The following is a 13521-nucleotide window of genomic DNA, read 5'->3' as shown; positions in this document are numbered from 1 at the left end:
TTGGCAGCCGGCAGTCGAGGACCTACCGCCGAAACCGGACTGTTACACAGCACTCCGCCCGAACCGCTGGAATTCAACGTGTCAGTTTTCCACCCCGGGCATGCGGAACAGTGCGGCAGCCAGGAGAAGAAATTGCGTACCGCAAAGTAGCAGCGCGACTACTTTTTGTTACGACGCTGAACGCGCGTGCGCTTGAGGAGCTTACGGTGCTTCTTCTTGGCCATACGCTTACGACGCTTCTTGATAACCGAACCCACGAACCCGACCGATCTGTTTGAGGAAAGCCGAACGAACTGTCGGCTGAGCCTACCCGCTCCCAGGCCCGTGCCGGCCGCGTCGCCCCCGGAGTGGCTCGGCTCCCGGGGCCTCCGATGGAGCGCCGGGGACCCACAACCGCACCCCCATCGGGCGCTGGGCACCCGCCGGACCTGGCCATCCGGACCACCGGGGCCAGACGAGCTGTATCGGTGTCGCCGAGAACGCGGCCAGGGGGCGCCTGGACACGGCGAGCCGGACAGACGACGTCCAAAACACGCCCTAACCGGAGGCGAGCGCGCAGGACCGGTCCCGGGCCGCCTCGATCGCGGCCAGCAACGCCGCTCTGACCCCGTGCTTCTCCAGCTCCCGGATAGCATTGATCGTTGTCCCGCCCGGGGAGGTCACAGCCTCCCGTAACATCACCGGATGCTCGCCGGAATCGCGCAGCATCACAGCGGCCCCCACCGCGGTCTGCACCAGCAGCTGAGCCGCGACCGCCCGCGGGATACCCAGCAGGATTCCCGCATCGATCATCGATTCGACGAGGTAGAAGAAGTAGGCCGGGCCGCTGCCGGACAACGCCGTCACCGCGTCCTGCTGTGCCTCGGGCACGCGGACGACCTTCCCGACCGGCGCCAGCAGATCCTCGGTACGCCGCAGGTGGTCCTCGCTGGCATGGACGCCCGCCGAGATCACTGACATCGCCTCGTCCACGAGGACCGGCGTGTTCGTCATCACCCGCACGACCGGTGTCCCCGCGGCGAGCCGCTGCTCCAGGTAGGTGGTGGTGATACCAGCCGCCACCGAGACAACCAGGTGCTCCGGGGTGACAACGGCCGCGATCTCATCGACCAGAGCGGTCATGTCCTGCGGCTTGACCGTGAGTATCAGCACGCTCGCCCGAGCGGCCGCGATCGGATTCGACAACGCCTGGACCCCGTGGCGGGCGGACAGCTCCTCGGCGCGCTCGGAGCGGCGCGCGGTCACAAAAAGATCATCGGGATCATGGCCAGAGCGGATCATACCGGACAACAGCGCCTCGCCCAGCTTGCCGGCACCGAGAATCGCGACCGTCATGAACATCCCTCCACTGGAACCGACCGCACGGCGCCGCTCCTATCGGGATGACCGCAGCGCCCGCAGGAAGAACAGCAGATTGGCCGGGCGCTCGGCAAGCCGCCGCATCAGGTAGGCGTACCACTCCCGCCCACACGGTACGTAGACCCGGACCACCTCACCCGCTCCGGCAAGGCGTCGCTGCTCGCCCGGCCGGACACCGAAGAGCATTTGATATTCGAACGGCCGGGGGCGGGGGCCACCCGGATCCGGCTCTACCAGGCCGGCCGTGCCCCCAGCAACAGCCCCAGCAACAGCTCTGGCCAGTCGACCGGCCAGCTCGACCAACGCAGGATCATGGGTGGCGACCATGGGGTAGCCCCGCCCAGCCATCAGGATCGCCAGACACCGCGCGTAGGAGGCGGCCACCTCGGTCTGGCGGGTGAAGGCCACCGACGACGGCTCGGCATAAGCGCCCTTGCACAGGCGGACCCGGCCACCGGCGACAGCAAGATCACGACAGTCCGCCTCGGTGCGGCGCAGGTACGCCTGGACGACGCTGCCCGTCTCGTCGAACTCCCGGCGCAGCTCGGCCACTGTGGTCAGGACCGCGTCGGTTGTGGTGTGGTCCTCCATGTCCACGGTGACGCAGGTGCCCGCGTCCCGAGCTGCCTGGCACACCCCGAACGCGAGCTCGCGGGCAAGCGGCGCGTCGAACGCCTGGCCAAACGAAGAGAGTTTGAGTGACACCTCCGTGGCCGGGGTGAGACCCGCGTCGGCAAGCGCCCGCAACAGGTCACAATAGGTCATGGCGGACTCGTACGCCCGCTGCCGGTCGATCGCGTCCTCACCGAGAACATCCAGGGACACCCGCAGGCCGGCCTCACACAACCGGCCCGCGACACCGACCCCCGCGGAAACGTCCTCACCCGCGACGAAGCGGTTGACCACACCGCGGGTGACCGGGCTCGTCGACACGAACCGCCGGACCCGATGATCGCTCGATGCGGCCAGCACCGCTGTTCGCAACATCGCGGTACGCAGCACCCTTCCAGCCTCCCCCCGCGGACCGTGGCCAGACCGCTGACGCGCGGCAGCAGCCCGGGAAAGGATTCTCCCCGCTCGCGGCAACCTGCCCTCGCCCGGTCCGCTGTCAGGCGAGGCGGGCGACGACCAGCACCGTGCGAAACGGCTCAGTGATCATACCGTCCGGGAACGCCTCCAGCAGCGACCTCCGCTCAGCGGCCAGAAAGTCCTCCAGGCGATCCCCGATCGCCTGGACGTACGACTTCGAGCGGAGCCACAGCTCATACGCGTCCAGCGCAAGCGTCCGGCTCCACCGGTCAGACACCGTCACGACTTCGGCGAACAGACCCGTCCACCGCAGTTCATCCGCCCACGGGCGGAGCCGGTAATCCCGCTGGTAGCCCGGGCTCATCGCCTCCAACCGCCGCTGCTGGCGTTCGCACCAGCGAAGATCCGCACCGTCGACGTCATTCCACCAGACGGCGAGCGCACCGCCGGGCCGCAGCACCCGGGCGGCCTCGGCCGCGGCCACCGGCACCCGGACCCAATGCCATGCCTGCGCATAGCAGACGAGGTCCGCCACAGTGCCGGTGAACGGAAGAGCCTCACCATCAGCGCGTACCGCGCCCAGTCCGGACGTGCGTTCGCGCAGGCGCCCGAGCATCACCGCACTGTGGTCCACCGGGATCACCCGAGCGCCGCGGGCCAGCAGCTGACGGGTCGCGATGCCGGTTCCCGCGCCGACCTCCACGATGTCGGCATCCGCGAGCCCGCGCCCGGCCAGCCACTCCAGATCCGCGAACAACCGATCCGGATAGGACGGCCGCGCGGCGTCATAGGCGTCCACCAACGGATCGAACAGCGACCTGGTGCCCACCAGAGCATCGTGTCATCATCGCGGAACGCCGTGAAGGACATCCGCGTCCGCAGCGTCGATCGCCAGTCGATCGCCGGTCGATCGCGGCGAGCCCCGCTGCTCGCGGAGCTGGATCAGCGCTCAATCAACGCGGGTGGCTGCTCGCTGTCGCGGGCGCGGCGGCGAGATTGAGCCGGGTGAACGCCAGCGCCTCAGCGAGATCCGCCTCCCGCTGGGCCCGGGACTCCGCTCGCCTCGTATTGATCTCTACGACCACGGTGCCGTCGAATCCCCGCGCCGCCAGCCTCTCCAACAGGTCAGCGCAAGGCTGGTTGCCGCGTCCGGGCACGAGGTGCTCGTCCTTGGCCAGCCCGCTGCCGTCGGCCATGTGGACGTGGACGAGCCGTTCGCCCAGCTCGTCCGCCATGGCCAATGCATCGGAACGCGAAACGCTGGTATGCGACAGGTCCAGAGTGACATGCCGGTAGTCATCACCCAGCGGCGACCAGTCCGGAGCGTACGCGGAAATCTCCCGCCCGCGCGCGCGCAGCGGAAACATGTTCTCGACCGCGAAGCGGACGGCTGTCTCGTCCGCCATCCTTTCGATGCCCTCGACAAAATCGCGGGCATAGTCACGCTGCCAGCGAAACGGCGGGTGGACGACGATGGTCGGCGCCCGCAGTGTCTCGGCGACCGAACGGGCCCGCTGTAGCTTCGCCCAGGGCTCAGCTCCCCATACGCGCTGGGTCAGCAACAGGCATGGGGCATGAACAGCGAGAATCGGAATACCGTGGTAATCGACAAGCCGCCGCAGAGCCTCCGGATCCTGGCTTACCGGGTCCGTCCACACCATGATTTCGACACCGTCGTAGCCGAGCCGCGCGGCCATCTCGAAGGCGGCCGCCGTCGATTCGGGGTACGTCGACGCGGTCGACAGCGCAATCTTCGCCGAAGGCACCCTGGCGGTGATCCGGTCAGCGCGGCGGGGAGCAATCACGGTCGGGTATGCGGTGCCGCGGGAAGATACGGCGAAACCTCGCGCCGGTCCTTGCGGGCGCCGCATACCGCCGCCTGCGGCCTCGGCGCCCCCGAGCCGCGGCGCTGGGGTTGACGCCTCGGGCATCCTTCCAGAGTAGGGTGTGCCCGCTCGATCTTCACTGCCACCTCACGTGCCGTCATCGGGTCTCCGGGACCCCGCGGGGATCCACCAACCCCCGCGGCGGCTCACCACCGTCCGAGAAATGAACATCCGGACACCATTGCGGTACTCGGCCCCACGTACCCAGGCAGCACGCGCGGATCCGGGCCGCCGGCCGTCAGCATCCGCCCTCAGCACCGGCTCTCGGGTCAGGCGGACGTCAACCAGTCCAGCCTACGCAGAATGACGCCTTCACGAAGCGCCCACGGACAGATCTCCACCTCGCTCAGGTTGAGCAGGTCGAGGGCCTCGGCGGCCACCACGGACCCCGCGACGAGCTGGCCCGCGCGATCAGCCGACACCCCCGGCAGGCTGCAGCGTTCAGCCGCGGACATCTTACACAGGCGGGTGGATATCTCACGCAGCGTATCCTGGCGCAAGACTCTGCGCACGTACGGGCCGCGGCTGTACGGCTCGGCACCGCCGATACGAGCCAGCGACCGGAAGGTCTTCGACGTCGCCACCGCCCGGGTGGGCTCGCCGACCACATACAGGTTCGAGACCACCGGCGCAATATGTGCCCGGACATACCGGCGCAGCGCCGCGACCTCCGAGCGCTTGGGCGGGTCGTTGGCCAACCAGTCACGGGTGAGCCGGCTCGCCCCCAACGGCAGGGATGACACCACGTCGGGATCCTCGTGCATCCCGGCCGCGATCTCCAGTGAGCCACCGCCGATGTCGAGCGCGAGCAGCCGCCCGGCGCTCCAGCCGAACCAGCGCCGCACCGCCAGGAAGGTCAGGCGCGCCTCATCCGGGCCGGGCAGGACCGCGAGCGCGATACCGCTGGCCGTCCGCAGTCTGGCCAGGACCTCCTCGCTGTTGGTAGCGTCACGCAGAGCAGACGTGGCGAACGCCACAAGGTCGTCCACACCGAGGTCGTCGGCACGGCCACGCATCTGGATGATGCATTCCGTCAGGGTCTGCTCGCCCTCGGCAGACAGCACGCCGCCGTCATCGAGGAGCTCGACCAGCCGCAGCGGAACCTTCACGCTGGCCGCCGGCAGCGGCTGGCCACCGACATGGGCGTCAACCACCAGCAGATGCACGGTGTTCGACCCGATGTCGATCACACCGAGGCGCATCCGACCGGCCGACACGCGCTGCACGGACACCTGACCGTCAGCCTGGCTCAGCCCTTCTGGACGGGCTCCGCCCGCTGTCACCGCATCCCGGGCAGTGGCCTGCCGGCTCACCGCGTTCGGATCAGCCGCCGGCTGATCACCGATGGCCGGCCTCACCGACACAGCACACATCCACCCGCTGTGACAACCAACCGTCCGCGCTGTGCTGGCCGCAACAGCTTCACCACGCTCGCATCCACTCCTGGTCAGTCGTCCGGCCACCGCACGCCGCACCGAAGATCTTGGACGTGCCCCGCCCCAACCAAGATACGGCAATGATCAGGGTTCGAACTTGTAACCCAGGCCTCGGACGGTCACCAGATGGCGCGGGTTGCCCGGCTCATCTTCGATCTTCGTACGCAGCCGCTTGACATGGACGTCAAGGGTCTTGGTGTCCCCGACGTAGTCCGACCCCCAGACACGGTCGATCAGCTGGCCGCGGGTGAGTACCCGGCCCGCGTTGCGCAGGAACATCTCCAGCAGCTCGAACTCCTTCAGCGGCAGCGGGACAGCGGTGCCGTCGACAGTGACCACATGGCGTTCGACGTCCATCCGGACCGGGCCGGCCTCCAGCGTGGCGGTGACGCGCTCCTCGGCCTCGCCGCGGCGGCGCAGCACCGCGCGGATACGGGCGACCAGCTCACGGGCGGAGAACGGTTTGGTGACGTAGTCGTCGGCACCCAGTTCCAGGCCGACAACCTTGTCGATCTCGCTGTCACGAGCCGTAAGCATGATCACAGGCACCGCCGACTGCTGACGCAACGCCCGGCAGACCTCGGTTCCGGACAACCCGGGCAGCATCAGGTCCAGCAGGACGAGATCAGCGCCGTGCCGCTCGAACTCGGCCAGCGCGGCCGGCCCGTCCGTGGCGACCGCGACCTCGAACCCCTCCCGTTCAAGCATGAACGACAACGCGTCCGAGAACGACTCCTCGTCTTCCACGACCAGAAGGCGGGTCACCCTTCACGCTCCTTTGTCATCGCTGTCGTTGCCACGCTCAACATCGGGATCAGCATCGACGCAGGCCCGCAACAGCGGCAATCTGATCGTGAAAGTCGAGCCGGCGCCTTCGGAACTCCACACACTGACGTTTCCCCCATGGTTCGTCGCGACGTGCTTGACGATCGCAAGCCCGAGCCCCGTGCCGCCTGTCTGGCGGGAACGCGCCGGGTCGGCACGGTAGAAGCGTTCGAACACCCGCTCCAGGTCCCGCTCGGCGATACCGATGCCCTCGTCGGCGACAGACAGCTCAACCGTGTCGCCTGCCCGGCGGACCCCGACGACCACCCGGGTGCCCGTCGGCGAGTAGCTGACGGCGTTGTCGAGCAGATTCGCCAACGCGGTCGCGAGCTGGCCCTCGTCGCCGCTGACAGCGAAATCGCTGTCGCCGATCACAGCAATAGTGATCTCACGGGCCGAAGCCGTCAGCCGGGTGCGGTCCAACGCCTCGGCCAGCACCGCCGACACCCGCACCGGTCGTGGATCGGGCATCGGATCCGCACCCTGCAGACGGGAAAGATCGATAATCTCTTGGACGAGCCGCGCGAGCCGGGAGGACTCACGCGTCATCCGGGAGGCGAAACGCCGGACCGCGACCGGGTCGTCGCTGGCGACGGCGACCGCTTCGGCGAGCACATGCAGCGCGCCGACCGGGGTCTTGAGCTCATGGCTGACATTGGCCACGAAGTCCCGGCGGACCGCCTCCACCCGGCGCGCCTCGGTGACGTCGTCAAGGATCACAGCCACATGGCCGTCCGAGCCGAGCCGCAGGGTGCGGGCCCGCACGGCGAACGCCTCCTGATCAGGACGCGGGCGGGTCAACGGCGGCTCCGGGCGCGGCGGCAGACCGAGCTGCCGGTCGCGGTCGACGCCGTCCGCGCGGGTCTGTCCGGCCAGGTCACCCAGTTCGTCGAGAGCCAGCCGGCCAGCATCGATCACGCCCATGGTCTGGGCCGCCGGGTTGGCGAGCACCACGACGTCGTCCGCGTCCAGCACGACCAGCCCGGATGGCAGCCCGTCAACGAGCCGCCTGATGAGCCGTGACGGCAGTGTTGGCTGCGCGGCCGGCACGTCGGGCAAGGTCACGTCAGGCAAGGCCGAGCCGGACGGGGTCTCGTCGGGCAGGGCCGCGGGCCGCTCCGGAGCGGGGCGCGCCGCCGGGCCGGATGAATTCGGGCGAAGCGCAAACCCAGGTCTTCGCTCACCCACACCGTCACCCACGGGCCGAATCGTAGGTGCCCAGCCGTAGCCTGCGCGTGCATCAAGCCAACCAGAGCCGATCGTCGCCAGGAGTTCATCCGCCTCATGCGATTCGTTCACCAAGGGGCGAGCGCCACGGACCATCGTTTGATCACGGTAAGGTGGCGCAACGGTCGGGACCATGCGTTGTCCGGGAAGCCACCGCCGCCTCGCGGTACCTCACGGCATGTTCGAGGCCGCGGGCGGTGGCAGCCTTCCGGAGCGCCGATGTCGACCCGTGGCGCCGGGAGGGCGGGTATGTGGTAATTGCCACGAAACCCGTCTCCGCTGTGATCAAATGGGCCGACAACCGCCGCGAACCCGAAGGAGCCGTCCGTGCGGGACGCCTTCCACGACGATCTCGAGAGCATCAACTCGTCCCTCGTCGAGATGACCAACCTGGTCGCCTCCGCAATGGCACGAGCCACAACGGCACTTCTCGACGCTGATCTCCAGCTTGCCGAAGGCGTGATCACCGCCGACGAAACTGTAGATCTTCTCCGTAACGAGATCGAAGAAAGATCCTTCGAAATAATGGCGCGGCAACAGCCAGTTGCCACCGATCTAAGAACCATGGTCACGACGCTGCGGATCGTCGCTGACCTCGAGCGCATGGGTGATCTTGCGCTGCACGTGGCCAAGGTGGCCCGACGGCGCTATCCCGGGCGCGCCATCCCGCCGGAGCTGCACTCGACCATCCTGGAGATGGGTCAGGTGGCGCAGCGGATCGTGGCCAAGGCAGGGTCGGTCATCGCAAGCCACGATGCCGCTCTCGCCAAGGAGCTGGAGAGCGATGACGACTCGATGGACGCCCTGCATCGCAAGCTCTTCCACGTGCTGCTGGAAACCGAATGGACCTACGGTATGGAAGCGGCGATCGACATCACGCTGTGTGGTCGTTTTTACGAACGCTACGCCGACCATGCGGTATCGGTCGCCCACCGAGTGATCTATCTGGTGACCGGTCACAAGCCCTGACACCCCTGGGACAGGCTGCCAGGCTCGGGATCTCGGGAACGCGGGAACGCGGGAACGCGCCCGGCAGCTGTACCGCCCTGTTGTTTCTGGGCGGCTGTGGCCACAGGAGACGCGGCATCATGGGGCTGGGGCACGCGCCCCAGCCCCATTTCTTGATCAACTCCCCTATTGCCGGGCGCTCTTGCCCTGTGCGGCCACGGCGGCGGCGGCCGTCGCCGCGGCCGCCGGGTCGAGATACGCCGAGCTCACGACCCGTAGATCGTTGTCCAGTTCGTAGCGCAACGGAATGCCGGTGGGGATGTTCATGCCGGCGATGTCGGCGTCGCTGATCGCGTCCAAGTGCTTGACCAGCGCACGCAGGGAGTTGCCGTGGGCCGCGACCAGCACGGTCTGCCCAGCCCGCAGATCAGGCACGATGGCGTCGTACCAGTACGGCAGCATCCGCACAACGACGTCACGCAGACACTCGGTTGCCGGTATCGCGTCTGGCGGCAGGCCCGCGTACCGCTCATCCACTCCGCTGGCCTGGTCGGGCCCGATCGGTGGTGGTGGCGTGTCGTAGGAACGGCGCCAGAGCATGAACTGCTCCTCGCCGTACTTCTCGAGCGTCTCAGCCTTGTTGAGACCTTGTAGGCCCCCGTAATGGCGCTCATTGAGACGCCATGAACGACGGACCGGGATCCAGGTGCGCCCGGCGGCATCCAAGGCGATCCAGGCGGTACGGATCGCGCGTACCAGCAGCGAGGTGTGTACCACGCTGGGCAGGAGGTCGGCGTCACGCAGAAGCTCGCCGCCGCGGGTCGCCTCCTTGACGCCCTTGTCGGAAAGATCTACATCCACCCAGCCGGTGAACAGATTCTCACGGTTCCACGTGCTCTCGCCGTGGCGGAGCAGGACGAGCGTCGGCATACGGTCGATCCTGCCGCAACATGGGCGCCACAGGTGGCCAGATCGATGCGGCGCGCTCATGCGGGCACGCCGCCCAGTCAGGACGCCCTGACAACGCGGTCCCTTTGCCGATCCATGCTGGGTCCACCCGCTCCCGGCCTGTCCGCGCCCGCGCCCGCGCCCGCGCGGACAGGAAACCCCCGAGCGTTTCCGCCAGCTCAGCCACAGGGCTGACACGCTGACGGGTCGTCGGGACCAGCGACGACGCTCGGGGGTCTGGTGCCTGTCTGGTTCTCGCCGGTGCCGGTGCCCGCAGGTCACCCGGCCGGATGAGGACCACGAGACCGGCTAGCGGACAGTCACCTCACGAGTCCGTTTATCACACAAAACTGGACCACCTCCCTTCCCGTGTACCGACAACGCTACGTTCACCCGGGCGTGCTCAGCAACCGCTTTTTCGACCACGGCGGCCAGCCCACCCGGAACGAGCGCCAATGTCTGGGTGCCCGGATCTGGTGTCAGATCTGGGTGCCGAGCCCGCATGCCCAAGGAGCCATGGGAGCGCCCGGCAACAGGGGCGTGGGTCAGGCAACGGCGTCCGGATGGATGGATGGATCGGGAGGCGACGCCCGGACGGCGCGAGCCGGACAGTCCTGTTGCCGTGCGCTCTGAACCGCGTCGCCTTCGGCCGACTGGGTTCGGTCCGCCAGCTACACTTGGCCCATGGCGGTGGATGTCGAGGATGGGCCGCGAAGTGGCTGGCAGACGCAGCTGCGGTCGCGCGGCTACCGCCTCACTCCGCAACGCCAACTCGTCCTGGAAGCGGTTGCCCGGCTTGGCCATGCCACTCCGGAAGAGATCGTCACAGAGGTCCACCGCACCGCGGGTGGGGTCAACATCTCGACAGTCTACCGAACGCTGGAACTTCTCGAGAAACTGAAGCTCGTCTCCCATGCCCACCTCAGGCACGGTGCGCCGACCTATCACGCCGCTGGCGCCGAAGACCACGTCCACCTCGTCTGCGGAGCATGCGGAGCCGTCCAGGAGGTCTCCCCGAACGTGTTGTCCGACCTGGTCATCGAACTGCGGGAGCGGCTCGGTTTCACCGTGGACGTCAACCACGTAGCGCTCACCGGCCGCTGTGTGGACTGCGCGGGCCCGCATGCCGGTTGAACGGTCCATGGCCACCGAAGCGTCTATGGCCACCGGCCCCACCGGGGTGCCCGTGACCGGCGCTGAGTCCCAGGCGTCGGACAAGTTGGATAACAACATCCATTATCGTTCTCCGCTGCTGGACATGACCGGCGCCGTACCCGCCACCGGACCCGATCTCGGGGTGGCTGACCATTACGGGGACCCCCTGCGCGAACAGCGCAAGGCCGCGTCCGGCGCGGCCGTCGTCGACCGCTCGCACCGCGGGGTCGTCGGCATTACCGGTTCGGACCGCCTTTCCTGGCTGCACAGCATCACCTCCCAACATCTCGGCACGCTGCCGGCGATGCGGGGCAGTGAGGCGTTGGTACTGTCTCCGCACGGCCACGTCGAACATCATCTGATGATCGCGGATGACGGTACGGCCACCTGGCTGGATGTGGAACCAGGTACCACCGACCAGCTGCTGGCCTACCTGGCATCGATGCGGTTCCTGCTGCGGGTCGAGCCGGTGGACAGCACCGGTGATCGAGCCGTCCTTTCGGTGATCGGTCCGGCCGCGGTGGCTGCCGTCACCGACGCCCTCGGTCCGCTCGACCGCTCGCTTCCCTGTCCTGGCGACGGGCCCGCCACCAGGACAGGGCTTACCGAGTACGACGGTGACCGGCTGGCCCAGGGACCGTATCCGCTGGCCGCGACCCATCATCGGGATCCGGGAGCCTCGGTCGGGACGCTTGTCCGGGCGATGCCCCACGGCGTCGACCTGCTGATTCCTCGACCGGAGCTGACCGCGACAGTCGACCGGTTGCGGTCGGCCGGAGTGACGCCAGCCGGCATCGCCGCGTTCGAGGCGCTGCGGGTCGCCGACCGTCGGCCTCGGCTGGGCGTCGACACCGACCACCGGACGATCCCGCACGAGGTCGGCTGGCTGTCCACCGCCGTCCACCTCGACAAGGGCTGCTACCGGGGTCAGGAGACCGTCGCCCGCGTGCACAACCTGGGACGTCCGCCGCGCCGTATGGTGCTGCTCCACCTCGACGGCACCACGGTCACCCAGGGCGCGCAGGTGAGCGCCGCTGGCCGGACGGTGGGGTTCGTCGGCACGTCGGCCATGCACGGGGAGCTCGGCCCGATCGCGCTGGCCATCCTCAAACGCGGCGTCGCCGACGACGCGGTCCTCGTGGTCAACGACCCAGCGGCTGGCCGCGTCGCCGCGTCCATCGACCCGGCCAGCGGGCCACAGCAGCCAGCGCGCCCGGCAGGCCGGCTTACTGGCTAAAAGGCTCCGGCAAGCAGGCCTCCGGCGGGAAAACGGTGCCGAGGTGTGTTCAGACCGGCCGGGCCGCGAGAAGATGATCAGCCTCGCGCGCCTGCGGGTCGGCGGCATACCGGCGCAGACGTCGGCGCACATCCTCTACTCGCCGTCCGTTACGCTGCGACCGGGTGGCCTCCAGCAGGGGCACGACCTCGCGGATCAGCGAGCATCCCTGATCAAGGTTACCCAGATCGATCTGGACAGCCGCGTGGCGTAACAAGTAAGTGGCGTGGTCGCGGGCATGGATGGCCGGGTGTATCGCCAGGGCTTGGGTCAGCCACCGATCGGCCTGACGCAGCCGGCCGAGGTCGATGTAACAGATTCCGATCTGGGCGGCATACGACCCCTCGTCGAAGATGCTCGCCCAGGCCGGGTCCTGTGGGGTGGCTCGTTCGAAAGCGGCCTCACACCGGACGAGCGCGCGGAAGCACTCCACCGGCTCCCCCAGCGCCGCATATGCCCGCGCCAGCCTCATCTGGAACATCGCGCCCGCGCGTCCGCTGATACCACCGCTGCTGGCAAGGGATGTGTTCGCCAGTTCAACAGCTTCCCGCGGACGGTCGAAGTCAACGCACTGCAGCGCCATGTTCTTCATGATGTTCGCACCGACCAAACGGTCCCCAGCGGCATGCGCCGCATGCAGGGCCGTGATCCAGTAACGCTGGGCGCTGGTGTGATACCCAGCGTCGAACGACGCCCAGCCCGCGACCCGAGCAAGCTCAGCGGCCAGCAGCTGGAGCCTTCCCCCGATCTTCTCCGTGTAGGAGCCCCGGGCGAGCAGCTCAGTGACCACACCCAGCTCAGCATCCACCAACCGCCGGACGCTCTCGCCACCAAGTCGATCATCCATCAGGCGTAACCCGGGGATGTTGTGCTCAATGCGATTGACGATCTGGGCGTCCACCTGTCTGCCACCCAGCGCCGCGGCGAGCCGGGCGGGCTCGAGGTTCAGCCACTCGCCGGCCAGGGCAGCCACACCGGCCCCCGTGATGGTCAAAAATCCACGACGATCCGTGAGGGCGTCTTCAACCACATCGATCATGGAAGTCACGCTGCCCGCGCCACTCCAGGGGTAGTCGGTGCGCACAACATCACCGGTCGGCAGCCACGCGGGCCATGGATGGGACTCCACCTTCTCCGACGAGACACCAAGCTCGGCGGCAAGAGCGAGCTGCGAGACCCGGTCGGGTACCACGCCGCGATGCTCCCAGCGCCAGACCTTCTGGCGTTCCGCCGCCATGTTGGCCACTCCCAGGTCGCGCGCGCGACGCGCCACCACCCGGGCCAGCCTCTGGTAAGACCAGCCACGCTGCGCTCGGACGAACGCGAGCGGGTGGGCGCAGACACCAGCGCTGTCAGTCAACATCATCCGCTTCCTTCGAGTCGCAATTGGTGAGCGATTAACAACTCTAGGTGAATGACCCCCCTTTCGTAC

General features: G+C 68.1%; 13 protein-coding genes. 3 read left to right on the top strand and 10 right to left on the bottom strand.

The annotated features are described in order from the left end of the window. Window positions 1–158: 158 nt before the first annotated feature. The 8 genes from MJ777_RS05610 to MJ777_RS05575 all read right to left on the bottom strand — a co-directional run bounded on the left by MJ777_RS05610 (window position 159) and on the right by MJ777_RS05575 (window position 7735). Window positions 159–257: a 30S ribosomal protein bS22 gene (locus tag MJ777_RS05610; RefSeq protein WP_003948845.1), complete on the bottom strand. Its 99-nt coding sequence runs from the start codon at window positions 255–257 to the stop codon at window positions 159–161. 280 nt (window positions 258–537) lie between these two features. Then, a complete protein-coding gene (proC, locus tag MJ777_RS05605; RefSeq protein ID WP_370652657.1) occupies window positions 538–1341 on the bottom strand; it encodes a pyrroline-5-carboxylate reductase in 804 nt (267 codons plus the stop codon). A 33-nt stretch (window positions 1342–1374) separates the two neighbouring features. Then, on the bottom strand, window positions 1375–2346 hold the full coding sequence (locus MJ777_RS05600; RefSeq protein ID WP_305039367.1) for a proline dehydrogenase family protein: 972 nt from the start codon (window positions 2344–2346) through the stop codon (window positions 1375–1377). Between the two features lie 121 nt (window positions 2347–2467). After that, window positions 2468–3217 (bottom strand): class I SAM-dependent methyltransferase, encoded by a 750-nt coding sequence (locus MJ777_RS05595; protein ID WP_239373754.1) that lies wholly within the window; start codon window positions 3215–3217, stop codon window positions 2468–2470. 124 nt (window positions 3218–3341) lie between these two features. Next, complete coding sequence (locus MJ777_RS05590; protein WP_370651409.1) at window positions 3342–4193, bottom strand: sugar phosphate isomerase/epimerase family protein; 852 nt, start codon at window positions 4191–4193, stop codon at window positions 3342–3344. Window positions 4194–4543: 350 nt separating this feature from the next. Further along, complete coding sequence (locus tag MJ777_RS05585; RefSeq protein WP_239373751.1) at window positions 4544–5647, bottom strand: Ppx/GppA phosphatase family protein; 1104 nt, start codon at window positions 5645–5647, stop codon at window positions 4544–4546. A 147-nt stretch (window positions 5648–5794) separates the two neighbouring features. Continuing rightward, window positions 5795–6475 carry a response regulator transcription factor gene (locus MJ777_RS05580; protein ID WP_239308231.1) on the bottom strand — a complete coding sequence of 227 codons (681 nt, stop codon included), beginning with the start codon at window positions 6473–6475 and terminating at the stop codon, window positions 5795–5797. Between the two features lie 3 nt (window positions 6476–6478). Continuing rightward, complete coding sequence (locus MJ777_RS05575) at window positions 6479–7735, bottom strand: sensor histidine kinase (protein ID WP_370652656.1); 1257 nt, start codon at window positions 7733–7735, stop codon at window positions 6479–6481. A gap of 354 nt (window positions 7736–8089) precedes the next feature. On the opposite strand from MJ777_RS05575, the gene phoU reads away from it, so the two are divergent. After that, the gene (gene phoU / locus MJ777_RS05570; protein WP_239308232.1) at window positions 8090–8731 is read left to right on the top strand and encodes a phosphate signaling complex protein PhoU; all 642 of its coding nucleotides are present in this window, start codon (window positions 8090–8092) and stop codon (window positions 8729–8731) included. A 165-nt stretch (window positions 8732–8896) separates the two neighbouring features. On the opposite strand, the gene MJ777_RS05565 is transcribed toward phoU, so the two are convergent. Continuing rightward, window positions 8897–9640: a phosphoglyceromutase gene (locus MJ777_RS05565; protein WP_239308233.1), complete on the bottom strand. Its 744-nt coding sequence runs from the start codon at window positions 9638–9640 to the stop codon at window positions 8897–8899. Between the two features lie 702 nt (window positions 9641–10342). Here MJ777_RS05565 and MJ777_RS05560 point away from each other — a divergent pair. Both MJ777_RS05560 and MJ777_RS05555 read left to right on the top strand, forming a co-directional pair. Beyond that, the gene (locus MJ777_RS05560) at window positions 10343–10792 is read left to right on the top strand and encodes a Fur family transcriptional regulator (RefSeq protein WP_239308234.1); all 450 of its coding nucleotides are present in this window, start codon (window positions 10343–10345) and stop codon (window positions 10790–10792) included. Between the two features lie 7 nt (window positions 10793–10799). Further along, the gene (locus MJ777_RS05555) at window positions 10800–12050 is read left to right on the top strand and encodes a folate-binding protein YgfZ (protein WP_370652655.1); all 1251 of its coding nucleotides are present in this window, start codon (window positions 10800–10802) and stop codon (window positions 12048–12050) included. A 49-nt stretch (window positions 12051–12099) separates the two neighbouring features. On the opposite strand, the gene MJ777_RS05550 is transcribed toward MJ777_RS05555, so the two are convergent. Beyond that, complete coding sequence (locus MJ777_RS05550) at window positions 12100–13452, bottom strand: transcriptional regulator (protein WP_239373748.1); 1353 nt, start codon at window positions 13450–13452, stop codon at window positions 12100–12102. Window positions 13453–13521 lie beyond the last annotated feature (69 nt).

It is taken from the genome of Protofrankia sp. Cj5, from assembly GCF_917627405.1.
Classification (GTDB): Bacteria; Actinomycetota; Actinomycetes; order Frankiales; family Frankiaceae; genus Protofrankia.
This window is presented reverse-complemented; position numbering and strand designations above follow the sequence as displayed.

Excerpts from the sequence above, each read along its gene's own strand:
- MJ777_RS05555 (WP_370652655.1), top strand. The coding sequence starts at position 10,800 with ATGGCCACCGAAGCGTCTATGGCCACCGGCCCCACCGGGGTGCCCGTG.
- MJ777_RS05560 (WP_239308234.1), top strand. The coding sequence starts at position 10,343 with ATGGCGGTGGATGTCGAGGATGGGCCGCGAAGTGGCTGGCAGACGCAG.
- MJ777_RS05550 (WP_239373748.1), bottom strand. The coding sequence starts at position 13,452 with ATGTTGACTGACAGCGCTGGTGTCTGCGCCCACCCGCTCGCGTTCGTC.
- MJ777_RS05585 (WP_239373751.1), bottom strand. The coding sequence starts at position 5,647 with ATGTGTGCTGTGTCGGTGAGGCCGGCCATCGGTGATCAGCCGGCGGCT.
- MJ777_RS05565 (WP_239308233.1), bottom strand. The coding sequence starts at position 9,640 with ATGCCGACGCTCGTCCTGCTCCGCCACGGCGAGAGCACGTGGAACCGT.
- MJ777_RS05600 (WP_305039367.1), bottom strand. The coding sequence starts at position 2,346 with ATGTTGCGAACAGCGGTGCTGGCCGCATCGAGCGATCATCGGGTCCGG.
- proC (WP_370652657.1), bottom strand. The coding sequence starts at position 1,341 with ATGTTCATGACGGTCGCGATTCTCGGTGCCGGCAAGCTGGGCGAGGCG.